At 73.0% G+C, this 25296-nt stretch carries 19 protein-coding genes; 16 read left to right on the top strand and 3 right to left on the bottom strand.

The window, feature by feature from the left end:
• The first annotated feature begins 52 nt into the window (after positions 1–52).
• The 14 genes from AB0G17_RS24845 to AB0G17_RS24780 are packed head-to-tail and all read left to right on the top strand — an operon-like array spanning position 53 to position 12858.
• Positions 53–850, top strand: coding sequence for an ABC transporter permease (locus AB0G17_RS24845; RefSeq protein WP_361386923.1), 798 nt, complete (start codon positions 53–55; stop codon positions 848–850).
• A gap of 23 nt (positions 851–873) precedes the next feature.
• Complete coding sequence (locus tag AB0G17_RS24840; RefSeq protein ID WP_361386920.1) at positions 874–2157, top strand: MCE family protein; 1284 nt, start codon at positions 874–876, stop codon at positions 2155–2157.
• Positions 2154–3188 carry an MCE family protein gene (locus AB0G17_RS24835; protein ID WP_361386806.1) on the top strand — a complete coding sequence of 345 codons (1035 nt, stop codon included), beginning with the start codon at positions 2154–2156 and terminating at the stop codon, positions 3186–3188. Before AB0G17_RS24840 ends, AB0G17_RS24835 begins: the two co-directional genes overlap by 4 nt.
• Positions 3185–4318 (top strand): MCE family protein, encoded by a 1134-nt coding sequence (locus AB0G17_RS24830; RefSeq protein WP_361386803.1) that lies wholly within the window; start codon positions 3185–3187, stop codon positions 4316–4318. Before AB0G17_RS24835 ends, AB0G17_RS24830 begins: the two co-directional genes overlap by 4 nt.
• Positions 4315–5418, top strand: a complete 1104-nt coding sequence (locus AB0G17_RS24825; RefSeq protein WP_361386801.1) for an MCE family protein — start codon at positions 4315–4317, stop codon at positions 5416–5418. Before AB0G17_RS24830 ends, AB0G17_RS24825 begins: the two co-directional genes overlap by 4 nt.
• 29 nt (positions 5419–5447) lie before the next feature.
• On the top strand, positions 5448–6611 hold the full coding sequence (locus AB0G17_RS24820; RefSeq protein ID WP_361386917.1) for an MlaD family protein: 1164 nt from the start codon (positions 5448–5450) through the stop codon (positions 6609–6611).
• Positions 6608–7879, top strand: a complete 1272-nt coding sequence (locus AB0G17_RS24815; protein ID WP_361386798.1) for an MlaD family protein — start codon at positions 6608–6610, stop codon at positions 7877–7879. Before AB0G17_RS24820 ends, AB0G17_RS24815 begins: the two co-directional genes overlap by 4 nt.
• 4 nt (positions 7880–7883) lie before the next feature.
• Positions 7884–8387 carry a hypothetical protein gene (locus tag AB0G17_RS24810; protein WP_361386795.1) on the top strand — a complete coding sequence of 168 codons (504 nt, stop codon included), beginning with the start codon at positions 7884–7886 and terminating at the stop codon, positions 8385–8387.
• A gap of 17 nt (positions 8388–8404) precedes the next feature.
• Positions 8405–8962, top strand: a complete 558-nt coding sequence (locus tag AB0G17_RS24805) for a hypothetical protein (protein WP_361386792.1) — start codon at positions 8405–8407, stop codon at positions 8960–8962.
• 27 nt (positions 8963–8989) lie between these two features.
• Positions 8990–9577, top strand: coding sequence for a hypothetical protein (locus AB0G17_RS24800; RefSeq protein WP_361386914.1), 588 nt, complete (start codon positions 8990–8992; stop codon positions 9575–9577).
• Positions 9578–9589: 12 nt separating this feature from the next.
• The gene (locus tag AB0G17_RS24795) at positions 9590–10267 is read left to right on the top strand and encodes a hypothetical protein (RefSeq protein ID WP_361386789.1); all 678 of its coding nucleotides are present in this window, start codon (positions 9590–9592) and stop codon (positions 10265–10267) included.
• Positions 10268–10272: 5 nt separating this feature from the next.
• Complete coding sequence (locus AB0G17_RS24790; RefSeq protein ID WP_361386786.1) at positions 10273–10851, top strand: hypothetical protein; 579 nt, start codon at positions 10273–10275, stop codon at positions 10849–10851.
• Complete coding sequence (locus tag AB0G17_RS24785) at positions 10841–11581, top strand: DUF5819 family protein (protein WP_361386783.1); 741 nt, start codon at positions 10841–10843, stop codon at positions 11579–11581. Before AB0G17_RS24790 ends, AB0G17_RS24785 begins: the two co-directional genes overlap by 11 nt.
• Complete coding sequence (locus AB0G17_RS24780) at positions 11578–12858, top strand: HTTM domain-containing protein (protein ID WP_361386780.1); 1281 nt, start codon at positions 11578–11580, stop codon at positions 12856–12858. The genes AB0G17_RS24785 and AB0G17_RS24780 overlap by 4 nt, the downstream gene beginning before the upstream one ends.
• Here the strand turns inward: AB0G17_RS24780 and AB0G17_RS24775 are convergent.
• On the bottom strand, positions 12830–14185 hold the full coding sequence (locus AB0G17_RS24775; RefSeq protein ID WP_361386777.1) for a DUF6801 domain-containing protein: 1356 nt from the start codon (positions 14183–14185) through the stop codon (positions 12830–12832). The genes AB0G17_RS24780 and AB0G17_RS24775 overlap by 29 nt on opposite strands.
• Positions 14186–14484: 299 nt before the next feature.
• Between AB0G17_RS24775 and AB0G17_RS24770 the strand changes: the two genes are divergently transcribed.
• On the top strand, positions 14485–14973 hold the full coding sequence (locus AB0G17_RS24770) for a hypothetical protein (RefSeq protein ID WP_361386774.1): 489 nt from the start codon (positions 14485–14487) through the stop codon (positions 14971–14973).
• A 75-nt stretch (positions 14974–15048) separates the two neighbouring features.
• Here the strand turns inward: AB0G17_RS24770 and AB0G17_RS24765 are convergent, their stop codons facing one another.
• Positions 15049–16041, bottom strand: coding sequence for a DUF916 domain-containing protein (locus AB0G17_RS24765; protein WP_361386771.1), 993 nt, complete (start codon positions 16039–16041; stop codon positions 15049–15051).
• Positions 16042–16220: 179 nt separating this feature from the next.
• Entirely contained in the window at positions 16221–17480 is a 1260-nt protein-coding gene (locus tag AB0G17_RS24760; RefSeq protein ID WP_361386768.1) for a DUF6801 domain-containing protein, read from the bottom strand.
• Between the two features lie 849 nt (positions 17481–18329).
• Between AB0G17_RS24760 and AB0G17_RS24755 the strand changes: the two genes are divergently transcribed.
• The gene (locus tag AB0G17_RS24755) at positions 18330–25295 is read left to right on the top strand and encodes an SDR family oxidoreductase (protein ID WP_361386765.1); all 6966 of its coding nucleotides are present in this window, start codon (positions 18330–18332) and stop codon (positions 25293–25295) included.
• Position 25296 lies beyond the last annotated feature (1 nt).

Below are 25296 nucleotides of genomic sequence, written 5' to 3'. Positions count from 1 at the left end.
CCGAGGCCGCACCCCCGCCGGCGCCGCCACCGGACAAGGCGAGCCGAGCCGGCTGTTCGCCTGGCTGGACCGCCCCGGCGACGAGCTCCTCTTCTACCTCCGCGCCCTCCTGTGGATCCCGCGCGCCGTCCGCCGCTACCCCAAGGAGGTCCAGCGCATCCTCGCCGAGGTCTCCTTCGGCACCGGCGGACTGAGCGTCATCGGCGGCACGGTCGGCGTGATGATCGGCATCACCGTCTTCACCGGGACCGTCGTCGGCCTCCAGGGGTACGCGGCGCTCAGCCAGATCGGCACCGACGCCTTCACCGGTTTCGTCTCCGCGTACTTCAACACCCGCGAGATCGCTCCGCTGGTCGCCGCGCTCTCCCTGTCCACCACGGTCGGCGCGGGCTTCACCGCCCAGCTCGGCGCGATGCGCATCAACGAGGAGGTCGACGCGCTGGAGAGCATGGGCGTGCGCTCGATGCCGTATCTCGTCTCGACGCGGATCGTGGCCGGCGCCGTGGCGATCGTCCCGCTGTACGGCATCGGGCTGCTCGGGTCGTTCCTGGCGTCCCGGACGGTCACGGTCCTCTTCAACAACCAGTCCACCGGCACCTATGACCACTACTTCCACCTCTTCCTCGCCCCCACCGACGTCCTGCTCTCCTTCCTCAAGGTGCTGGTCTTCAGCGTCCTGGTGATCATGGCGCACTGCTATTACGGCTACCGCGCCACCGGCGGGCCGGCGGGCGTCGGCGTGGCCGTGGGCCGGTCGGTGCGGACCGCCATCGTGCTGATCAGTGTCACGGACTTCTTCCTCAGCCTGGCGCTGTGGGGCGCCACGACCACGGTGAAGGTGGCGGGATGAGCGCGCCCGTGCGGGAAAGGCCGATGGATACCCGGGCGAAGGCGCGCCCGGCGGACACCGTGCTCGCGCGGCGCCGCAGACTGGCCGGGCTGGTCTATCTGCTGCTGCCGGTCCCCTTGGGCTGGCTGTCGCTCGCCTTCTACCACCACGACTTCGAGCCCACGGCCCGGGTCGTCGTGGAGGCCGGACCGGTCGGCAACGAGATGCGCCCGCAGGCCGAGGTGAAGCTCCGAGGCGTGGTGATCGGGCGCGTCGAGAAGATCGACACGGATGGCCGTACCGCCCGGCTCACCCTCGCCATGCGGCCGGGGCAACTGGGCCGGGTGCCCTCGGACGTCACGGCCCAGCTGCTGCCCACCACGCTCTTCGGCCAGCGGTACGTGGCGCTGGTGCCGCCCGCACGGCCCTCCGCGCGGCCGCTGGCACCCGGCAGCGTCATCCCGAAGGACCGCAGCCGCAACGCGGTCGAGCTGGAGACGGCGCTCAACCACCTGCTGCCGCTGCTGACCGCCGTACAGCCGCAGAAACTGTCCGCGACGCTCACCGCCGTCTCGGACGCGCTGCGCGGACGCGGCGACAAGATCGGCGCGTCGATGGCCCAACTCGACGCGTATCTGGGCAAGTTCAACCCCCAACTGCCCGTCCTCAACCGGGACATCAAGGAGTTCGTCCGGGTGGGCGAGGGGTACGCGCAGGCGGCGCCCGACATCGTCGACGCGCTCTACGACGCGACCACCACCAGTGCCACCCTCGCCGCCGAACAGCACCAACTGGCCACGGTGTACGCGTCGGTGACCACCTCGTCCCGGGACCTCACCACCTGGATCCGGCAGAACCGGGCCAACCTCATCCGCGTCACGGCCGCGAGCCGCCCCTCCCTCCAGATCTTCGGCCGCTACGCCCCCGCCTTCCCCTGCACCCTGAAGACCCTGGCCGACTTCGTCCCCGCGATGGACCGCGCCCTCGGCCAGGGCACCGACGAGCCGGGCCTGCACGTCGACGTCACGGTGGTCCGGGACCGGGGTGCCTACCGGCCGGGCCACGACGCGCCGAGCTACACCGCCACCGGCGGCCCGGCCTGCTACCCGGTCCCGTACGGCGGCGGCCCGGCCTCCGGGCAGGCCCCGGCTTCCCCGGCGCTCGCGACCGTCGGCGGCGGCCTCGGCGTGGCCAACTCCCCGCAGGAGAACACCCTGGTGAACGAGGTGCTCGCGGCCGGGGGCACACGCACGCCCGACACGCTGCCCGACTGGTCCAGCGTGCTCGCCGGGCCGGTGCTGCGCGGCACGGAGGTGAGGCTCAAGTGAACCGGGCCCCGCTGACCGGGCCGCTCCTCAAGTCGGCCGTCTTCGTCCTGGTCACCGTCCTCGCCACCACCGTGCTCGCGCTGAGCATCAGCAACACGGGCGTGGGCGACAAGGACACGTACAAGGCGTGGTTCACCGACGCCACCGGGCTCACCAAGGGCGACTCGATACGGATCGCGGGCGTCAGGGTCGGACAGGTCGAGTCGATCGGCATCGTCCAACGGCGGTACGCCGAGGTGACGTTCTCCGTACAGCGGGGCAGGGCCCTGCCCGCCTCCAGCACCGCCACGATCAAATACCTCAACATGGTCGGCCAGCGCTATGTGGCCCTGGAACGCGGCACCGGCCCGCTCGGACAGCCGCCGCTGCGGCCCGGCGGTACCATTCCGCTGCGCCGCACCTCGCCCGCGCTCGACCTCACCCAGCTGTTCAACGGCTTCCAGCCGCTCTTCCAGGGGCTCTCGCCGGCCGAGACCAACAAGCTGGCCGGCTCCGTCGTCCAGGTCCTCCAGGGCGAGGGCCCCACGGTGGAGAGCCTGGTCACCACCATCGGCTCGGTCACCAGCACGCTCGCCGCCAAGGACACGGTGATCGGGTCGGTCGTCGACAACCTCAACACCGTGCTGCGGACCGTCAACACCCGCGAGACCCGGCTGACCGGCCTCATCGACACGCTCGACGAACTGGTCGCGGGCCTCTCCGGCGACCGCAAACCCATCGGGCAGGCGATCAGTTCCCTGGCGGCGCTGACGACCAGCACCGCGGGGCTGCTCGACGAGGGCCGGGCGCCGCTGCGCGCCGGCATCGACCAGCTCGGCCGGCTCTCCGCCAACCTCGCGGACGAAGCGCCGCTGCTCGAACAGTTCCTGCAACGCACGCCCGCCAAGATGGCGGCCGTCACCCGCCTCGCCTCGTACGGGAGTTGGCTCAACCTCTACCTCTGCGAGGCGCGGGTGACCGGAGTCGCCACCGACGACGGCAGCCCGCCCCCCACCGGCATCGCGATCAAGGACCAGAGGTGCCGCCGATGACTCCTGTACGCATACGCGGTCGGCGCCTCCCGAAGCCGCCGCGCAGACCGCCGGCCGAGCGCAACCCCGTGGCGATCGCCGTCGTCGGGCTGCTCTCCATGACCCTGATCGGGCTCCTCGTGTACAACGTCAAGGCGCTGCCGTTCCTGGGCGGCGGGACCCGCTACACCGCCGACTTCAAGGAGTCGGCCGGCCTCCACCCCGGCGACGAGGTCCGTATCGCGGGCGTGAAGGCCGGGGAGGTGAAGGCGGTCGGGCTGGACGGGCCCAAGGTGAAGGTGGCGTTCACCGTCGAGGACGCCTGGGTGGGGGACGCCAGCACGGTCGGGATCGCCATCAGGACGCTCCTGGGCTCCAAGTACCTCGCGGTCGACCCGCGCGGCGCCGCCGCCCAGAACCCGCACCGGCGCATCCCGATCACCCGCACGACCTCCCCGTACGACGTGCTGGACGCGCTCGACGGACTGGGCGAGACGGTCGGGGAGCTCGACACGAAGACCCTCGCCAAGAGCTTCCGGACGCTCTCGGCCACCTTCCGGAACACCCCGCCGAGCGTGCACAAGGCCGTCACCGGCCTGGCCGACCTGTCTCTGACCGTCGCGAGCCGCGACGAGCAGATCACCCGGCTGCTCAAGGGCACCGACCGGGTCACCAGAACGCTGGACGCCAAGAAGGACCGGGTGAGCAGCCTGCTGGCCAACGGCGGGCGGCTCCTCGCCGAGGTCGGCTACCGCAGGGACGCCATCCACGGCCTGCTCACCGGCGCCCAGAACCTGAGCGCCCAGCTCAGCGGGGTCGTCGCGGACAACCGGGCCAGGCTGGGCCCCGCGCTCGACTCGCTCGGCCGCGTCACGGCGGTCCTCTCCAGGAACAAGGCGAGCCTCGACAGGATCCTGGCCCAGGCGGGCCCGTACTACCGCCTGGTCGGCAACACCCTGGGCAACGGCCACTGGATGGACAGCTATCTGTGCGGCCTGGTGCCGCCGTCGTACCTGCCCCCGGACAGCACGCCGCCGGACGGCTGCATGCCCCCGAAACCCGCGGGCCCCAAACCAAGGAAGAGCCCGACATCAGGGATGAGCCCGACAGCAGGGACGAGCCCGAAACCAGGTAAGGGGAGCCGGAGTTGAGGCCTTCGCGAGTCACCCTGCGCCGGCCGCGACGCAAGCTCCTCGTGCTCGGCATCGCTCTCGCGCTGCTGGTCGCGGCCACCGTCTCGGCCGTCGCCGTGCGTGTCCTGGGCGACGACGGCGCCCTGCACATCACCGCGTACTTCGACCGGACGGTCGGCGTGCACGAAGGGTCGGACCTGCGCGTCCTGGGCGTACGCGTCGGCAGCGTCGGCCGCATCCGGCCCGAGGGCAGGCAGGTGCGCGTCGCCTTGAGCGTGCGGAAGGGTGTACGGATTCCCCGGCTCGTCCAGGCGGTCGTGGTCGCCCCCAGCGTGGTCTCCGGCCGCTTCGTGCAGCTCAGCCCCGCCTACAGCGGCAGCGGACCGACCCTGCCGGACGGCGCGGTCATCCCGCGCGAGCGGACCGCGACCCCGATGGAGGTCGACGAGCTGGCCGGCAGTGTCAGCGCCCTCGTCGAAGCGCTCGGCCCCGACGGCGCCAACAAACCCGACGGCGCCAACAAACCCGGCGGCGCCGACAAGCCCGGCGGCGCCGACAAGAAGGGCGCGCTCTCGGACCTCATCGACACCGGCGCCAAGAACCTCAAGGGCAACGGCGACGCCGTCGGCCAAACCGTCCAGCAGCTCGGGGGCGCCGCCAAGGTCCTCGGCGGATCCAGCGCCGACCTGGTCAGGACCGTGCGGCAGCTCCAGTCGTTCGTCACGATGCTCAAGGAGAACGACGGCACGGTCCGCACCACCGAACAGCAGCTCTCCGACGTCACCACTTTCCTGGCGGGCGAGAAGGACGACCTCGCCGCCGCGCTGCGCCGGCTCGGGACCGCCCTCGGCCAGGTGAAGACCTTCATCCGCGACAACCGGGGCACACTGAAGAAGGACGTCGACCGCCTCGCCACGCTCACCCAGTCGCTCGTCGACCAACGGGCCTCCCTGGGCGAGGCGTTGGACACCCTGCCGCTCGCCGCGTCCAACCTGGAGAACGCGTACGACCCGGCGACCCGCACCATCGACGGCCGCGCCGACCTCAACGAGCTCGGCCTGCTGCCGCTGCCCGCCGCCGAGACGTACGGGCGGAGCACGCCTGGGGCCCGGCGGTGAGGCGCGCGGTCGCGCGGGCCGGGCTCGCGGTGTGTGCCGCCGCCGTCGTCACCGGGCTGGCGATGGTGCCGGGCGGGCCAGGGCTGCCGTCGTTCCACGGCATCGAGGACCTGCCGCTGCCCGGCGGCGCCGACCTGGGCAGCCACCCGTACCGGATCACCGCCGTCTTCAAGGACGTGACCAGCCTCTTCCCGCAGTCGTCGGTCAAGGTCAACGACGTTCCGGTGGGCCGGGTCGAGAAGATCACCGTGAGCGGGGACGACTGGCTCGCCCGGGTGACCATGAAGGTCAACGGCAAGGTGCACCTCCCCGCCGACGCCTACGCCAACCTGGAGCAGTCCAGCCTGCTCGGCGAGAAGTACGTCCAGCTCGTCGCGCCCGAGGACCTCGCGCCGCGCCCCGACCTCAACGACACCTCGGGCCTGCGCGACGCCACCGCCGTACGCGATGTCGCGCCGCTCGCGGACGGCGCGGTCATCCCGCTCGCGCGCACCAACCGCAACGCCGAGGTCGAGGAGGTCTTCGGCGCCCTGTCCATGCTGCTCAACGGTGGCGGTGTGCAGCAGATCAACACCATCACGCGCGAGCTGAACCGTGCCCTCGACGGCCGGCAGTCCTCGGCCCGTTCCGTACTCACCCGGATCGCCGCCTTCGCCAAGGACCTCGACGTCCACCGGGGCGACATCACGGACGCGCTCGGCGCCCTGGACCAGCTGTCGTCGACCGTGGCCGGGCGCGACGCCCGGGTCGGCGCGGTACTGGACCGGCTCGGCCCCGGCCTCAAGGTGCTGCGGGACCAGCGCGGCTCGCTTGTCACCATGCTCAAGTCCCTGGACACGCTCTCGACGGCCGCCGTCGACACGGTCGACCGCACCCGGGCCGACATCGTCGCCGACTTGCGGGCGCTCGCGCCCACGTTGAAGGGCCTGGCCGACGCGGGCCGGAACCTGCCCGCCTCGCTCCAGGTGCTGATGACGTATCCGTTCACCGACGAGGTGCTGAGCGGCGTCAAGGGCGACTACCTGAACGTCTATCTCAAGGTCGCCGCGGCGCCCGGCACCGTGATCCTCCCGGCGCACGGACCCGCCCACGGACCCGCGGACGGCCCCGCGCACGGCCCCGCGCACGGCGGATCCGCACCGGCCGGGGGCGCGCTGCCGCTGCCGCCCGTGGGGGAAGGCGGTGCCCGGTGATCACCCTCGGCACGCACCTCAAGAACCTCGCCTTCCTGCTGCTCGGCGCGCTGGTGCTCGGCTACATCGCGGTGACCTACGCGGACCTGGGACGCTTCGTCGGCGCACCCGGCTCGTACACCGTACGCGTCCAACTCGCCGAGACCGGCGGCCTGTTCACCGGGTCGGACGTCACCTACCGGGGCGTCGACGTCGGCCGGGTGCGCAGTATCGCGCTGACCCGCGACGGGGTGGAGGCGCGGCTCGCCATCGACGACGGCACCCCGCCGATCCCCGCCGACCTGGACGCGAAGGTGGCCGGTCTCTCGGCGGTGGGCGAGCAGTACCTCGACCTCGCGCCCCGCACCGACCGCGGGCCCTACCTCCGCGACGGCGACACGGTCTCCCGCAGGGACAGCAGCACGCCGGCCCCGATCGCCCAACTGCTCACCGGAGTGGACGCCTTGGCGGCCTCGGTGCCCACGGACGAGCTGCGCACCGCCGTGGACGAGCTCGGCAGGGCCTTCGCCAACCAGGGCTCCAACCTCCAGGTGCTCCTGGACGCGGGCAGCCAGTTCCTCAACGCCGCCGACCAGGCGCTGCCCGCCACCACGAAGCTGCTCACCGACGGGGAGACCGTGCTGAAGACCCAGGCCGACAGCGTCCGCGCCCTCACCTCCTTCGCCACCGGGGCCCGTCGGCTCGCCCGGCAGCTGAAGGACTCCGACTCCGACCTCCGCCGCGTCATCGACGAAACCCCGGGCACGGCCGACGAGTTCACCGCGCTGCTGCGCGACACCGACCCGGGGCTGAGCGTGCTGCTGGCCAACCTGACCACCACCTCCGAGCTCCTGGTCACCCGGCAGCGAGGCACCGAGGAGCTGATGGTGCGGCTGCCCCGGGTGGCGGCCGCGGGCTCCACCGCCGTCGGGCCGGGCGGAGTGAACTTCGGCATGGTCACCACCTTCTTCAAGCCCCTGCCCTGTACGACGGGTTACGAGGGCACCCGCTACCGCGACGGTCGCGACACCTCAGGGAGTGCACAGGTGAACACCGCGGCGCGCTGCACCGCCCCGGCCGCCAGCGGCCAGAACGTCCGCGGCTCGGGCAACGCCCCCAGGGCGCCGCTGCCCACCCCGGCCGTGCCGGGCTCACTGTCCGGCTTCGGTTCGGGTGCGCGCTCCGGATTCGGGTCCGGCTTCGGCGGGGGCGTCGGCGTGCTGGGCACGCCCTCCGTACCGCCGCAGAGCCCCACCGGCCTCGCCGGTCTGCTGGGACTGGGGGAGTGACGGCATGAGGCGTCGGCGGTCGGTACTGGTCCTGGGGCTCGTGCTCGCGCTGGCCCTGTGCGGTGTGTCCGGGTGGTCGTACGCGCGCGCCCGGGGCGACAACGATCTGGCGTACGCGAAGAGCCGCGACGCGGCGCTCGCCGCCGGACGCCGCCACATCGTCCGGCTGAACTCCCTCGACGCCCGTGACGTGGACGCGGGCCTGGCCGCCTGGCTCGACGCGACGACCGGCCCGCTCCGGGACGAACTGCGCGCGAGCCGCGCCACGAGCGCCCGGGTCCTGAACGAGCAGGGCACCACGACCCGCGCCGAGGTCACCGACGCGGCCGTCACCGAACTCGACGACCGGTCCGGCACGGCTCGGCTGATCGCGACCGTACGGATCGAGGCCCAGCCGCGCACCGGCGGCCCGACCACCGACCGCAAACGTTTCGAGGCGAGCCTGGCACGCACCGGCGGCGGCTGGAAGCTCACCTCCCTGACCGCCGTCGCGGTCGGGACCGGCTGAGAGGAGGGGACCAGACGATGACCACGACCGAGGAGAGGGCCACCACGGCCGGCGCCGCCGGGAAATCCTCCGTCCACACACGCCTGCGCCGCTTCCTGCTGCCGCTGCTCATCGCGGCCCTGCTGGCGTCGAGCGGCCTTCTCCTGCTGCTGGCCGGGCAGGCGAAGCACTCCCCGGCCGCCGCCAACCGCGCGCTCACCGACCGCGCGGCGACCGACGAGGTGCTGGACGAGGTGGGCACGGCGGTGAGCCGCGTGTTCAGCTACGGCCCGCAGACCCTGACCCGCACCCGCGACGAGGCCCACGCGCTGCTGCGGGGGCAGGCCGCGAAGGAGTACGACGCCCTCTTCGCGCAGGTCCAACTGCGAGTGAGAGAGCAGGAGTTGACGCTCAGCACGAGGGTCGCCCGCGCCGGAGTCACCCGGCTCGCGGCCACCCGCGCGGAGCTGCTGCTCTTCCTCGACCAGACCAGTGTGCGGCGCGGCGGCACGGCGACCACGGTGGCCGCGCAGCTCTCGGTCTCCGCCGGACGCGACGGCGGCCACTGGCGGATCACAGCGATCAAGGCCCGCTAGGGCGAGTGGGGAGGTGCCATGGCACGGATGAGACCGGCGGGGCGCAGAAGGCCGTCGCGAACGGCGGCGACCGGCCTTGCGGCCGCGCTGGCCTGCGCGTTCGCCGTCTGGACGGGCGGTTCCTGGTACGCGGTCGCGCACGACGAGCGGGCCGCGTTCGCCCGTACCAGGGACGAGGTGCTGCAGGCGGGCGAGCAGGGCGTGCAGAACATGAACACCCTCGACCACGGCGACCTGACCCACGGTCTCGACCTGTGGGAGGAGTCGGCCACCGGCGATCTGCTCAAGGAACTCAAGGACAGCAGGAAGCAGTTCGAGCAGCAGGTCGACAGCGCCGGGACCACCACCACCGCCAAGGTGCTCTCCGGCGCGGTCACCGAACTCGACGAACGGGCGGGCCGGGCACGCGTGATGGTCGCGCTCCGGATCACCGTCGTGGCGGCCGACCACAAGAGCAACACCAAGGACAGCCGGATGATCGGCGAACTGACCCGCACCCCGGCGGGCTGGAAGCTCAGCCGACTGGGCCAGGCACCGGTCGGCGACGCGGCCGCCCCGTCCGCCGCCCCGTCCGCCCTTCCGCCCGCCGGTACGCCCACCCCCAGCGGCAGCTGACCCGGAGGCCCGATGTCGACCACGCGCCACCTCGTCAACCGGCAGCGCCGCCTGGCCGCGGCGCGCCCGCCCACCGTCCGGCCGCCCACCGCCCGGCCGGCCGCCCGCCGAAAGCCCGAGGCCGCACCCCGCCCGGGCAGGAGCCACATCGCGCCCTGGCCGCTGGTGCTCGCCGCGCTGACCGTGCTGCTCGCCGCGTTCTCCGTCCTCGCGTACGTCGAGGGCGGGCACGCGCGGAAGGACACCGCCGGGCACAACACCGCACTGGCCGACACCGCCCGTACCAGCGAGGTCAAGGGTGTCGTCGACGAGGCCGTGCAGGGGATCTTCTCGTACGACCACACCGACCCGGCCAGGACCGAGGCGGCTGCGGCGAGCCGGCTCACCGGCGCGGCCGTCGCGCAGTACCGGGCGCTGATGGGGCCGGTCCGCGAACAGGGGCCGCGGCAGAAGCTCGTGCTGACCACCACCGTCACCGACAGCGGCGTCGAGGTCGTCGACGGGGACCGCGCCCGCGTCCTGGTCTTCGCCGACCAGAGCAGCACCCGTACCGGCGCGGGCGGCGGCACCACCGTCGCCGCCGCGATGTTCGCGGTCGACGCGGTCCGCCAGGACGGTTCCTGGCGGATCGCCGCCCTCGACACCTTCCAGCGCGCCCCCGGCACCAGCACCGACCAGGGCAAGGAGTGAGAGCCGTGTTTCCTCGACAGACGAACCGGGCCGTGGGGCGCCTCGCGCTGCTCGCCGCCGTGGCCCTGCCGTCCGCCGCGTGCGGCTCCTCGGCGCAGCCGCCGCCGGAGGTGGACTGGGCGGGCGGAGTCTGCGCGCACCTGACGGAGAGCGGGACCGGACTCGCGGTGCCCACGGTCGACCAGAAGCAGCCGGTACGGGCCAAGGGCCAGATGGTCACCTTCCTCACCGCGCTCTCCGAGCGGCTCGGAGCGCTGCGGGCGGACATGCAGAAGGACGGGGCGCCACCGGTTGACGGCGGTGCGGCCGCCTTCGGCACGGCCCTGGCCCATCTGGACCGGGCCCGTACGTCGGTGGGCCAAGCGGTCGCCACGCTCTCCCGGGCCGAGGTCACCGACCAGAAGTCGCTGAAGTCGGCGCTGGACGCGGCGGGTTCGTCGCTGAAGGCGGTGAGCGCGTACAAGGGCCCCGCCGACGACCTGCGGGCGGATCCGAAGCTGCGGAAGGCCTTCGACGACAACCCGGACTGCGCCCAGGCCGTCACGGCGGCCGGGGGCGGGCAGGGGGCGCGCGATGGATCCTGAACCGGGCGGCGAAGACAGCAACGACCGCCACGACTGCAACGACCGCCACGACTGCGACGACCGCCAAGGCTGCCACGACCGTTACGACCGCCGCGATAGTCTGCGGGAGCTGACGTCGGGTCAGCGGCTGGCCGTCGTCGTCGCCGCGGCCGCCGTGGCCGTGGGCCTGCTCGTCCACACCGGCGCGACCTTCCTGCACCTGGCCCCGCGCAACGCGGCCACCGACGCCATCGGCGACACGGTCAACTCCTATATGGCGCCCGAGTTCACGCAGAGCTGGCAGCTCTTCGCGCCCGACATCACCCGGACCATGACGGCGGTCGGCGCCCGCGTCGAACTGCGCGATGCGGACGGCACGACCCGGACCGGCCCCTGGCGGGACCTGACCGCGCAGGACCTCGCGGAGCTGCGCGGCAACCCGCTGCCGAGCCGGATCCGCCAGCAACTCGCCAACGCCTGGACGCACATGCTCGCCTCGCACGACGCCGAACAGCGGCCGGTCGGCCCGGCAGGACTCGACAGCGAGCAGTACCTCAAGCGTCTTGCCCTGTCCCGGATGCCCGCCACACCACGGGGCGCGCGCATCGAACGGATCCAGTTCCGCTCGACCGACACCACGGTCCCGCCGCCGCCCTGGAAGGCGGGCGCCACCCGCACCGCGCCGGTGGTGCGCACGTATCCCTGGTGGCCGGTGGGCACCGACGACTTCGCTCAGGGGCGTACGTCATGAAGCCACAACCAGCCCGTGGGAGAGCCGAGTCGACGTCGATGCCCGGCGGGGCGCTCGGCGGGGCGCTCGACCGGGTGCTCGGACGGGTGCTCGGGCGGGCGTGCGACGCACGCGTGTGGGCTCACCAGACCGCGGCCGTACGGATCGGCATGGCCGGGGTGTGGCTTCTGCTCCTCGTCCACGAGTTCTGGCGGCGCGAGAGGATATGGGGGCCCGACGCCCCGTGGAGCTGGCGGCTGGCGGAGCACTCGCTCGACCGGAGCCACGCGTTCAGCGTGCTGCGCTGGTCCGGCGGCGCGCTGTGGTTCGAGATCTTCTACGTGCTCTCGGTGGCCGTCGCGGTGGCGCTCCTGGTCGGCTGGCGCACCCGCACGGCCTCACTGCTCTTCCTGATCAGCGTGCTGTCTCTGGACCACCGCAACGAGAACGTGCTCAACGCGGGCGACACCATCTTCCGCATCACCGCGGTCTACCTCGTCTTCACCCGGTGCGCCCAGGTGTGGTCGCTGGACGCGCGGCGGCGCGGGCGAGCACCGGAGGCGGGTGACCGCACCGGCGTCGCGCTGTGGTCGCTCTGCGGCCTCGTCCTCACCTGGGCGACGCTGCTCGCGCGGCTCACCGGCGGTTGGGCGCTGCTGCTGTGGGGCTGCTGGGCGGGCCAGGCGGTGTGGCGCGGGGTGCGCGGCCGTCCGGGCGTACGCCGCACCCTGGAGCTGATCGGCCATCTGCTGCACAACGGCGCGGTGGCGATGATGATGATCCAGCTGTGCCTGCTGTACGGGTCGGCCGGCTGGTACAAGATCCAGGGCGCGCCCTGGCAGGACGGCACCGCCGTGTACTGGTCGGCCGGCCTCGACTGGCTGGAACCGTACCCCGCGCTCTCGCACGCCCTCTCCTCGCACGCGCTGACCGTCCTGGCGCTGACGTACGGGACGGTGCTCGTCCAGGTCGCCTTCCCGTTCAGCCTGCTCGACCGGCGGGTCAAGAACGTCTTGCTGGCGCTGCTGTTCGCCGAGCACATCGGCATCGGGCTGCTGCTCGGGCTGCCGTACTTCTCGCTCTCGATGATCGTGGCCGACCTGGTGTTCCTGCCGACCGGGTTCCTGGTGGCGGCGGGGGAGCGCGTGGCCGGGCCGTGGCGGCGTCCGGCCGATGGCAGCGGACGACCGGCCCCCGACGCCCGGGGCGCGGAGGCCGGTCTGGCGGCCCGATCGACGGGCTCGGTGGGCTCGGCGGAAGGGGACGGGGTCACCCCTTCTTGGCGAGCGTCATGTTGATCGTGTTGCCCGGGCCCGAGGTGAAGGCGCTGAGGATGTCGTTGAACGCGCCGCAGCTCTTCAGGGGCGGCAAGGTGTACGTGCCCTTGAGCTTGCCGCCGCTGAGCGGGTCGAACCGGCCGTCCGAGGTGAGGTTGACGTCGGCCGGGGTGCCGCTCTTGCAGTCCGCGCCGCCGCCCAGCGGGATGCCGAAGACGGCTATCTCGGGGAGCTTCACGTACATGCTCGACTTGGTGGTCAGGTCACCGGCAGTGTTGAGCGTGCCGTTCGTCCGGCCCGCCTGCTGGAACTCGATCTTCGCGGTCGCGGGGAGGAAGCCGAGGATCGAGAACTTGCCCGAGGTCGGGTTCAGCGTCAGATCGGCGTTGTATGTGCCCGAGGCGAGGTCGAAGTCGGCCTCGATGCCCCCGGCCAACGCGGCGGTCCCGTTCGCCGCCTTGATGACCGAGCTTCCGGTGAGGCCGTAGCTCAGGTGGATGGGCGGGGTGGGGTTGGTGGGGTTGGTCGGGTTGGTTGGGCTGGTGGGGTTCGTTGGGTCGGTTGGGTTGGTCGGGTTCGTTGGGTTGGTTGGGTCCGTGGGGTTGGTGGGGTTCGTCGGGTTGGTTGGACTCGTGGGGTTCGTGGGGTTCGTGGGGTTCGTAGGGTCGGTCGGGTTCGTGGGGTTCGTAGGGTCGGTCGGGTTCGTCGGGTTGTCCACGACCTTGAAGCGGTGCAGGGTCTTGTCCGTCGAGGTCAGGGTGCACGCGGCGTCGAACGTGTCCTTGCCCGTGACGAGTTGAACCGGCTTGCCGTTGGCGTCCCGCGCGATCATGTCGTGCAGGGAGATGTTGTTGACGTCGATGCTGCCGTCACCGGTCTGGTCGAAGGTCAGCGAGGGCGCGTGGCCCGTGGCGACGACGCTGAAGTCGGCGGGCGGGCTGGGGATGTTGCCCTTGGCCACGTCGTTCTCGACCTTGATCCCGGAGAGCGGACCGGACGGGGTGTTGACCGTGATGTCGGCCGTCGCCTTGCCCTCCAGGGTCCTGGCGCCGACCAGGCCCAGGCCCTGCGCGGCCCGGGAGCTCACCAACGTGTTCGCGTCGATTTCGAAGGCCGGGGTCGCCTGGCCCTTCTGGATCTCGGACGGGATGTCGGCCGTGATGGTGATCTTGATCGGGTCGGCGTTGATCAGAGGGAAGACGCAGGAGTAGTCCTGCACCAGTTTCGCCGGTACCGCCGCTGCCGTGCCGGCGGCGGTGACCGACACCGTGGTGGCGACCACGCCGATGGCGGCGGTCACGGCCAGGGTGGACAGTGCCCCCTTGGTCCGCTTTCTCTGAATTCCCATGAGCTGCCTCTCGCGATGGTGAAGCGGGTGAAGCGACCGTGTTTCGGATCGGAAACTACTGAGCGGTAAGGTGAGGGTCAAGATAAAATCCGGTACGGCACACCCCGAGAATTGCGAATTGGCAGCGATTGATGAATCGGACGGTCTTTTTTCGTTGGCCCGTGCGTGTTCTCCGTATCGTAGGGACGTGATTCGGACGGGCTGGGGGCGGTCCTGAAATGGCCGTTGACCGGCCTCCCCGACTTCACTACTTTCCTTGGAGTATGGGAGTTCCTCAAAGCAGGACCAGGGTGAAATGCGTGCTCGGCGGTTCGGCGGCCCTCGCGCTGGCGGGCGGCACGCTCCTCTCGTACGGGGTGGGCAGCGCGGCCGCCGTCCAGGCCCGGCTGTCGCAGACGTACGAGACCACGACTCCCACCGGCCCCTCCCCGACGGGCTCCGCGACGGCCGGGCCGGGCCCGACGGGACCGTCCCCGACCGGGCCGTCCCCCACCGGCCCGAGCCCGACCGGCCCCGGCGGCACGCAAGGCCCCACCGGAACCGCCGGACCCGGCTCGTCCGCCCCGCCGCCAGGGACGACCGGCGACACCTCGGCCGGCGCTTCCGTCGGCGCCGACCTCGTCACCCACGTCAACGGCCTCGGCTCCGGCGGCGGCAGCCTCGCGGGTACCGGCGCCGCCGCGGGCCGGCTGCTCACCGGCGCCGGAGTACTCGGCGCGGCGGGCATCGCCGCCTTCCACTACGTGCCGCGCCGCATCCGGGGCGAGGACGACGACGGCACCCCATAAGACGACGGCACCCCATAAGACGACGGCACCGCATAAGGCGACAGGACCGCATGAGCCGTACGCGTACGGCCGAAGTCACCCGGTCCGGCCCGCCGCACGGCGGTGGCGCAGCACCAGCCACACCACGACACCGGCGACCACGACTCCCGCGAGGGCGACGACCGTCCAGTTCACCGTGGCGTAGCCGACCTCGGCACTCTCGACCAGGTCACCCGCCGTGTCGCTGGCCGTCACCTCGACGTTCCCCCAGTCCACGAGCGGCGGCCCGACCCACTTCTGGGTCACCTCGACGCGCTGGCCCGGCAGCAGTTCGGCGGGCAGCCGCCGCCCCGGGGGCTCGAAGGCGGTGTGGCCGAACACCCCCTTCGCCCGCAGGGTCACCTGCGGCGAGAGCATCACGTTGCCGCTGTTGACCAGCACGTACGAGATGCTCGCGGCGCGTCGCGCACCCGGCACGAGGGGCGCGGTGTAGCGGAACCGCACGTCGTCGATGCGGAGCCCCTGCACGCGGGCGCCGCTCACCTTGAGATAGACGCGGGCCCCGACGGCCTGCTGGACCGCGACCCCGTTGCCGTCGGCGCGGCCCAGATGCGTGTCGAGGGCGACGATCGCCCCCGGGTGGTCGCCCGGCTCGGCGTCCTTGGGCACGGTGAGCGTGAACGGAACGGTGACTTCGCCGCCGCCCGGAACGGTCACCTCCGTACGGTCCAGACGCGTCCAGGCCCCGATGTCCGTCATCCGCTCGGCCTTGTCGCGTACGGCGAAACCGCCGTCGCGCGGAGTGTTGTAGCCGTCCGTTCCGTACAACTGGAAGGTCGTCGTCCGGGCGTCGAGGTTCTTGACGGTCACCTTGTCGCGCACGGTCGCGCCCCGGTCGGCGGTCATCCGGAAGTACGCCCGGGTCGGCGTGTTCGACGCGCCCTGGTGCACCGGGAAGACCGACCAGCGGCCGTTGTCGGCGGCCTGCGCGGAGGGCGCCTGGAGCGTGGGCAGCGCGGTGAACGCCGCGAGCAGCCCGAGTACGGCGAGGAGCGGCGCCGACCGCCGCGAAGTGCTGCGCGTGCTCATACGGATTCCCCCTCGTGGGGCCGGAAGTTCGTGGGGTTGCCGGCTCGTGGGGCCGGAAGTTCGTGGGGTTGCCGGCTCGTGGGGCCGGAGGTTCGTGGGGCCGGGGCCTGCGGGCGGGGCGGCCCTGGGGACGGAAGCGGGCCGGTCGCTGGCTGCGACCGGCCCGGGGGAGCCGCGACTCACGTCAGAGTGAGTGTGAGCACGGCCTTGTAGTCGCCCGCGGCGGCCGTCGCGGGGATGGCGAGGGAGAGCGCGCCGTCGACGCTGAACTGACCGCCGGTGGCGGCCGCGTCGGGCGCCCCGGCCAGGGTGGCGCCGACGGTTCCGACGGGACCCTCGGTCCCTGCCACGCAGTTGCTCTTGGAGCCGGGAGCCGTCACGCATGCGGGCTTCCAGCTGAGCTTGTCCGCGGCGATCGCCCCGGCCGTACCGGTGAAGTCGGTGACCTTGCCGGTCAGTGACCAGCCGGTGGCGCCGTTGCGGCCGTCCTTGACGGTGACGGTCTGCAGATTGCCGCTGGAGACGCCGCCCACGCCCTGGTTCACGGCGGAGAGGGCCACGTTGTCACCGGGCTGGCTCATGGAGAGCGTGCCGGCCGCGGCCTTCACCTGGGTGCTCAGGTTCTGCTGCGCGGTGGAACCGGAGGGTGCGGTGGGGTTGGTGGGGTCGGTCGGGTTGGTGGGGTTCGTTGGATTGGTGGGGTTGGTCGGGTCCGTAGGGTTGGTGGGATTCGTTGGGTTGGTTGGGTCAGTCGGGTTCGTGGGGTTCGTGGGGTTGGTTGGGTTCGTAGGGTCCGTGGGGTTCTTCGGCACGACCTTGAAGCTCGCCAGGACCTTGTCCGTGGACTTCAGCGTGCACGGCGCGTCGAACGTGTCCTTGCCCGTGACCAGCTGGATCGGCTTGCCGTTGGCATCGCGCACGATCATGTCGTGCAGCCCGATCCCGTTCACCTCGATACGCGCGTCGCCCGCCGTATTGAAGGTGAGCGAGGGTGCGTTGCCCTTGGCGTTGACCGTGAAGTCGGCCGGCGGACTCGGGATGTTGGTCTTGTCGACCGTGTTCTCGACGCCGATTCCGGAGAGCGGGCCGTCCGGCGTGTATACGGTGACGTTCGCCGTCGCCTTGCCCTCCAGCGTCTTGCCGCCGACGAGGCCGAGGCCCTGCGCCGCCCGTGAACTGACCTTGGTGGCCGTGTTGACCGCGAATGCGGGGGACGGCGTTCCCGCTTCGATCTCGGTCGGTATCTCGGCCGTGACGATGGCCTCGATCGGATCATTGCCGATCAGCGGGAACACGCAGTCGTACTGCTGGACGAGTTTCGCCGGTGCGGCCTGCGCGGCCCCGGCACCCGCGAAGCCGAGAAGCCCCGCGACGACACCGCCCGCGGCGGTGAGGGCCAGGGCGGATCTCGTCCCGGACTTTCTTTGCCGATCTCCCATTGAGTACCTCTTGTGTGGTGTACGGACAGTGCGGAACTGGCGCGAACACTTGAGGTGAAGGGCGGAGAGTTCCGCGTTTCGGATGCGTAAACTACTTGCGAGTAGGGGGACGGTCAAGGCGCGGGATATGCAAGGGTGTCCAAGGTCGCGGTCATTCCTGTTTCTTGTCACCGTGGTGAGTGCGGTCGCACCCTTTTTTGTCTCCACCGCACACATAGTCACCTGCGTGACAAATTCCGGAACGGAGCCGGAAACGGAAACGGGAACGGGCCCGTGACGGGCCCGCAATGGACCCGCGGCAGAACCGCAGGGGAATAGTAAGGGAAAACAGGATTCCGGAAGCGGGGGCGGATTCGGCCACGTGCGGCTCGACCTCGCACGATGATCCCGTACCGCCTCCGGCGGCTCAGAAGCGATTGCAATATGACGGGCTGTCAGATATGACGGAACGTCAGGGAAGGTGAGGAGTCCATGGGAAAACCGGGACGACCGGGGACGGCGCGGTGGGGTGCGGCGGGGCGCGAGGCGCCCTGGCAGCCGCTCCCCCTGATGGGTAAGGTCGGCCACCGCGCGACCTCGCGACCCCGCACGCCCCCGCGTCCCCGCACGTCCCGGCAGTGGCACGAGTTCCGGCACCAGCGCACGTCCCCGTGCCGGCGCACCTTCCCGCATCAGCGCACGTCCCCGCATCAGCGCACGTCCCGGCAGTGGTACGAGCTCCACCGGCGGCCCGGCGTCGCCGGACGGTCCGCCCCCCGGCCGTCCGGCGGGCCCGCCGCCCCAGGGCTCCCGGAGCTCACCGCTGCCGTCACCCCCCTCGCAGCTCCATCGGTCTGATTCGGAGTGTTCATGACGCCCGTAGCGCCGAACCCTGAACTTGTCATCGGATTGAGCCCGTTAGGCCTGCCCGACCCGCGTCCGGTCGCCGCGGTCCGCCGGGCGGGCGGACTCGGAGTGCTGGATCTCGGGGCGGGCGACCGCCGTACGAGAGAGGCGCTCGCGCGTGTACGGCGCTGGACGGCGGACGCGTTCGCCGTCCGGGTCGGGCCGTCCTGTGCGCTGACCCCCGAGGAGGTCGCCGAGGAGTGCGGCGGAACCCTCCCGTCCGTGGTGCTGCTCGCCGCCGACGCCGACTGGAAGATCAGTCAACTGGCCGCCGAGTGCAGGGTGTTGGCGGAGGTCGCGGGCCTGGAGGAGGCGCGCCGGGCCGCGGCCGACGGCGCGTACGGGCTCGTGGCGCGCGGCAGCGAGTGCGGCGGCCGCGGCGGCGAGCTGAGCACCTTCGTCCTCCTCCAGGCGCTGCTCGCCGACCCGGCGTACGACCTGCCCGTGTGGGCCTGCGGGGGCATCGGCCCGCGTACGGCGGCGGCGGCCGTGGTCGGCGGCGCGGCCGGGGTCGTCCTCGACGCCCAGCTGGCCCTCCTCGCGGAGTCCGGGATCACCGACGAGGCGGCGGCCGCGCTGCGCGCGACGGACGGGTCCGGGACGAGCGTCGTCGACGGCGTCCGGGCGCTGCGCAACGCCCGTACGGGCCTTGAACTCCCCGTCGGCCAGGACGGCTTCCTCGCCGCCCGCTTCGCCGAGCGATGGGGGACCGTGGCCGGTGCCGTACGTGGCGTGCGCGAGGCCGTTCTGGCGGCCGTGGGTGATCCGGCCGTGGCGCGGACCCTGGCGGCGGGCTCCCCGATGGCGGAGGCGCTCGGCACCCGACTGCCGGTCGTGCAGGGGCCGATGACCCGGGTCAGCGACCGGGCGGGCTTCGCTGCGGCCGTGGCGCGCGAAGGGGCGCTGCCGATGCTGGCGCTCGCCCTCTCCGACGGCGAACAGAGCCGCGCCCTGCTCGAACGTACCCGCGACGAACTGGGCGAACGGCCCTGGGGTGTCGGCATCCTCGGCTTCACCGACAGCCGGATCAGGGCGGAGCAGCTGGCGGCCGTACGCGCGGTCCGGCCCACGCACGCGATCATCGCCGGCGGCCGCCCTTCCCAGGCGGCCGACCTTGAGGCGGTGGGCATCAAGACGTTCCTGCACGTGCCGTCGGCCACGCTGCTCCAGCAGTTCATTGACATGGGCATGCGTAGATTTGTCTTCGAAGGCGCCGAATGCGGCGGACATGTCGGACCGCGCAACAGCTTTCCGCTCTGGGAGGCGCAGCTGGCGGTCATCGAGGAGTACGTGGCCCACGCGCCCGGCACCGCGGGCGACTTCCAGGTGCTGCTCGCGGGCGGCATCCACGACGAGCGCTCCTCGGCCATGGCCGCCGCACTCACCGCCCCGCTCGCCGCACGCGGGGTCGCGGTCGGCGTCCTCATGGGCACCGCGTACCTCTTCACCGCCGAGGCGGTCGAGTGCGGCGCGATCCAGCCGGTCTTCCAGCGCCAGGTCATCGCCGCCGGGGCCACCGCGCTCCTGGAGAGCGCCCCCGGCCACGCCACCCGCTGCGTCGCCAGCCCGTACACCGCCGACTACGCGGCCGCCCGCGCGCGCCTGCACGCCGACGGCACCCCCGACCGCCAGGCCTGGGAGGAGCTGGAGCGGCTGAACATCGGGCGGCTGCGGATCGCCAGCAAGGGGGTGGAGCGGGAGGGTGCCGAACTGCGGCCCGTCTCCGAGCAACGCCAGCTCGACGCCGGGATGTTCATGGCCGGGGAGGTGGCCGTGCTGCGCTCGGCGGCCACGACCGTCGGCGCGCTGCACGACGCCGTGAGCCGGGGCGCCGCCGCCTTCGCCGAGCGGCGCGCGGCGGAGTTGGGCGAGGCGTGGGGCGCGGCCGAGGACGTCGTCGAGGAGCCCGCCGCGCAGCCGCTCGACATCGCTGTCGTGGGCATGGCCTGCATGTTCCCGCAGGCTCCCGATCTGGCGACGTACTGGGCGAACGTCGTCGGCGGTGTCGACGCGGTCACCGAAGTCCCCGCCGACCGCTGGGACCCGGAGATCTACCACGACGCCACGGGCGAGCGCGCCGGGACGACCGCGTCGCGGTGGGGAGGCTTTCTGCCGCCGGTCCCCTTCGACCCGTTCGCGTACGGCATCCCGCCCGCCTCGCTCGGCAGCATCGAACCCGTACAGCTGCTCGCCCTCGAAGCGGCCCGGCGGGCGCTGGAGGACGCCGGGTACGGCGACCGGCCCTTCGACCGCTCCCGTACGTCCGTGGTCTTCGGGGCGGAGTCCGGCAGCGACCTGTCCGGCGCGACCACCCTGCGCACGGTTCTGCCCGCCTACCTGGGGGAGATACCGCCCGCCGTCGAGGAGCAGTTGCCGAAGCTCACCGAGGACTCCTTCCCCGGCATGCTCGCCAACGTCATCGCGGGCCGGATCGCCAACCGCCTCGACCTCGGCGGCGCCAACTACACCGTCGACGCGGCGTGCGCCTCCTCGCTCGCCGCGCTCGACGTGGCCTGCAAGGAACTGGGCTCCGGCACCAGCGAAATGGTGCTCTGCGGCGGCGCCGACCTGCACAACGGCATCAACGACTACCTGCTGTTCTCGTCGGTGCGCGCCCTGTCCCCGACCGGCCGCTCCCGTACGTTCGACGCCTGTGCCGACGGCACCGTGCTCGGCGAGGGCGTGGCCTGCGTCGCGCTGAAGCGGCTGGCCGACGCCGAACGGGACGGCGACCGCGTGTACGCCGTGGTCAAGGGCATCGGCAGTGCCAGCGACGGCCGCTCCCTCGGGCTCACCGCGCCCCGGCCCGAGGGCCAGCGGGCCGCGCTGGAGCGGGCGTACCGGGCGGCCGGGGTGTCGCCCGCGCGGGTCGGCCTGGTCGAGGCGCACGGCACCGGGACCGTGGTCGGCGATCGCACCGAACTGGCCACCCTGACCGCCGTGTTCACCGAGGCGGGCGCGGCCCCCGGCGGATGTGCCCTCGGCTCGGTCAAGTCCCAGCTGGGCCACACCAAGTGCGCGGCGGGCCTGGCGGGCCTGATCAAGGCGGCGATGGCCCTGCACACCGGGATCACCCCGCCCACCCTCCACCTCCAGGAGCCGAACGCGGCCTGGTCCCCCGCGACCAGCCCCTTCGCCTTCCACGCCGAGGCCCGGCCGTGGGCGGCCCCGGCGGGCGAACGGCTCGCCGGGGTCAGCGCGTTCGGCTTCGGCGGCACCAACTTCCACGCGGTGCTCGCCGCGCACGACGCGGACGCGCCACCCGCCCAGGGCTACGAGGCGTGGCCGGCGGAGCTGTTCCTGTTCCGGGGCGCGGATACTGCGGCGGCCGCACGGGAGGCGGAGTGGCTGCTGGGCGAGCTGGGTGAGTCGGGTGTGTCGGGCGAGCCGGACGTGGTGGGTGCGGGCCTGCGGCTGCGGGATGCGGCGCTGGTGGCGGCCCGGCGCGCCGAGACCCGCCCGGGGCCGGTACGGATCGCGGTCGTCGCGGAGAGCGTGGGTGAGCTGCGCGGGTTGCTGCGGAAGGCGGCGGACGGGGAGCAGGAGCGGGGGGTGTATGTGACGGACGGGTGCGGGGTGGACGGGCCCGCGACGGGCGGGTTCGGGGCGGGCGGGTCCGCGACGGGCGGGTTCGGGGACAATCCCCTCGGGTTCGGGGCGGGCGGGTCCGCGACGGACAGGCCCGGGGACAATCCCCTCGGGTCCGGGGGCAATCCCCTCGGGCCCGGGGACAGTGCCCTCGGACCCGACCCCAAGGTCGCCTTCCTCTTCCCCGGTCAGGGCAGCCAGCGGCCCGGCATGCTCGCCGAGCTGCTCGTGGCGTTCCCCGAGGCCGCGCACCTGGCGCGGCAGGGCGGGGCGTACGCCTCCGCGCTCTATCCGCCGCAGTCCTTCGACCCGGGCGCCGCCGGCCGTCAGCAGGACGCGCTCAAGGACACGCGGATGGCTCAACCCGCCCTGGGGATAGTGGGCCTGACGACTCATCACATTCTGGAGTGGGCAGGCGTACGCCCCGACATGGCGGGCGGGCACTCCTACGGGGAGCTGGTGGCGTTGGCGGCCGCCGGAGCCCTGGCCCCGGACGCGCTGCTCGACCTGAGCGCCCGGCGGGCCGAGTCCATCCTGGACTCGCTCGGGGACGACCCCGGCACCATGGCGGCGGTCACGGCCGCCCCCGCCGACGTGGAACGTGTCCTCGCCGGGGCGGGGCTGGGCGGCCGGGTCGTCGCCGCCAACCGCAACGGCCCCCGGCAGACCATCGTCTCCGGTCCCACCGCCCTGGTGGACGAGGCGATGGATCACCTCCGGGGCGCGGGGCACACCGTACGGCGCATCCCGGTCGCCTGCGCCTTCCACAGCCCGCTGGTCGCGGGCGCGGGCGAACGGTTCGCCCCGGTCCTGGCCCGGCACACGGTCAGGGCGCCGGAGTTTCCGGTGTGGGCGAACCGGACGGCCGCCGCCTATCCGGCCCGGCCCGATGGCATACGCGCCGAACTGGCCGCGCAGATCGGGTCCCCGGTCCGCTTCGCGGAGCAGGTCGAGGCGATGTACGCGGCCGGGGCGCGGATCTTCGTCGAGGCGGGCCCGGGCACGGTGCTCACCGGCCTCGTCGGCCAGATCCTGGGCGACCGGCCGCATCTGGCGGTCGCCTGCGAGCCCCGCCCCGGCGCCGGGCTGCGCGGTCTGCTGGAGTCGCTGGCGCGGCTCGCGGTCGCGGGGGTGCCGGTCCTCGCCGGGCGGCTCCTCCAGGGCCGGGGCGCGGTGACGGCGCGGCCGGAGCCGCCCGGCTGGACCGTGGACGGCCAACTGGTCCGCACCCGCTCCGGCGACCTGCTGCCCGGAGCCCTGAAACCGGCCCGACGGGTCAGTCTGGAGACGAGCACGGTGACGCGCGACAGCGACTCCCGACATGACCGGCACGCCCAGCCCACCCAGCATGACCTCATCGCGGATTTCCTGCGTACGACGCGCGAGCTGGTCGCGGCCCAACGGGACGTCCTGCTCACGCACTTGGGGGCGACCGGCGCCGCCGTACCCCCGCCACCGGTCCCACCTCGTACGGACGTCGCCGCTCCGCAGGCCGTGCCCCCGGCCGTGGTCCAGGGGACGCCAGGTCCGGTCGTGGTCGACATCGAGCAGGCCGTGCTCACCGTCATCAGTGAACGCACCGGATACCCGGCCGACATGATCGAGCCCGATCTGGACCTCGAAGCCGACCTGAGCATCGACTCCATCAAGCGCACCGAGATCGTCGGCGAGCTGGCCCGCCACCTCGCGGGGACCCGCACGTTCGACGACGCGGAGATGGAAGGGCTCTCCCGGGCCCGGACGGTCGCCGCGATCACGGCGTGGATCACCGGGCACGAGAACCCGGCCGAGCCCACGCGCATGCCCGAGTCCGTGCCCGAGTCCGCGCCCGCGACTGCCGAGCCCGAGCCGATCCACGGCGTCGCCCCGCGCCGCTTCCTCCTTGAGGAGACACCTCTCGACCTGCCGCCCACCCCGCCGGACGCCGACCTGCACGGCAAGCGTTTCGCCCTGCTCGGAGGCGGTGCGACCGCCGAGGAGCTGGCGGCCCGGCTGGCGGACAGGGGTGCCGAGGTCGTCGCGTACGACAGCGACCGCCGGCTCGACCCGGCCGACGGCCCCCTCGACGGGGTCTTCCACCTGGGGGCCGTGGTCCCCGCAGCGGCGTCCGACGCCGGCGGAGCGCTGCTTCCCGGGGCGTTCGAGGTCTTCCGGGCCGCCCTGCGCCTCGCCCCCCGGTGGCTGATCTGCGGCAGGACCGCGCCCGGCGCCGGAGAGGACGCGGGGGCCGGGCTGCACGGGCTGTTCCGGACCATCGCGCGGGAGTACGACTCCATCGCCGCCCGCGTCGTCGACCTCGACCCGGCGGCCACGGCCGCGCGGCGGGCCGAGTTCCTGCTGGGCGAGCTGTACGCCGAGGACCGTGCCCCGGTCGTCGCGCGCACCGCCGCCGGGCGGTACGGGTACGCGCTGGTGGAGCGCGGCCTCGGCGGCCTGGCCCGGACCGGCGCGGGGCCCGCCGGGGACGGGGCCGCCGAGGCGGCGGCGCTCGGGCTCGACCGGGACTGCGTCGTCGTGCTCGCCGGAGGCGCGCGCGGGATCACCGCCGACTTCGCCCTGGCGCTCGCGGCGGCCTCCCGCTGCCGGATCGAACTCCTCGGCAGGACCCCGCTGCCCGCCGGTCCCGAGGATCCGGAGCTCGCGGGCGCCCCCGACGCGGCCGCGCTGCGGGCGCTGCTCGCCGCCCGGGGCGACCTGGCCCCCGCCGCGATCGAGCGCGAGGTCAGGAACGTCCTCTCGGGCCGCGAGGTCGCCCACACCCTCGGCCGGTTGGGGCAGTTGGGCAGCCCGGCCGCGTACCGCGTCGCCGACATGTGCGACGCCGGGGCCGTGGCCCAGGCCGTCAAGGAGATCCAGGCCGAGCACGGGCGCATCGACATGGTGGTGTACGCGGCGGGCGTGATCGAGGACCGGCTCATCGAGGAGAAGGACCCCGAGTCGTTCCGGCGGGTGTACGCGACGAAGGTGGACGGCGCCCGCGCGCTGCTCGACGCCGCTTCCCAGCTGGCCCACGGCCCCCGCACCGCCGTGCTGTTCGGCAGCGTCTCCGCCGTACTGGGCAACCGGGGGCAGAGCGACTACGCCGCCGCCAACGACGCGCTCGCGGGCCTCGGCGAGCGGTGGGCGCGGCGCACCGGGCGGCGGGCGCTGACCGTGCACTGGGGGCCGTGGGCACCGTCCGCGGTGCACGGCGGGATGGTCACCCCGCACCTCGCCCGCGAGTACGCCCGGCGCGGCGTGGCCCTCATCGACCGCGAGGAGGGGGCGCTCGCCCTGCTGCGCGAGCTGGCCTGGGGCGACGAGTCGGCCACGTCCGTCGTCTACACGGCATCGGGCTGGTGAG

Origin of the sequence: Streptomyces sp. NPDC023838 (genome assembly GCF_040639555.1) — a bacterium.
Taxonomy (GTDB): Bacteria; Actinomycetota; Actinomycetes; order Streptomycetales; family Streptomycetaceae; genus Streptomyces.
Note: the sequence above shows the minus strand (reverse complement) of the source record. Positions and strands in the feature narration are given on the sequence as shown.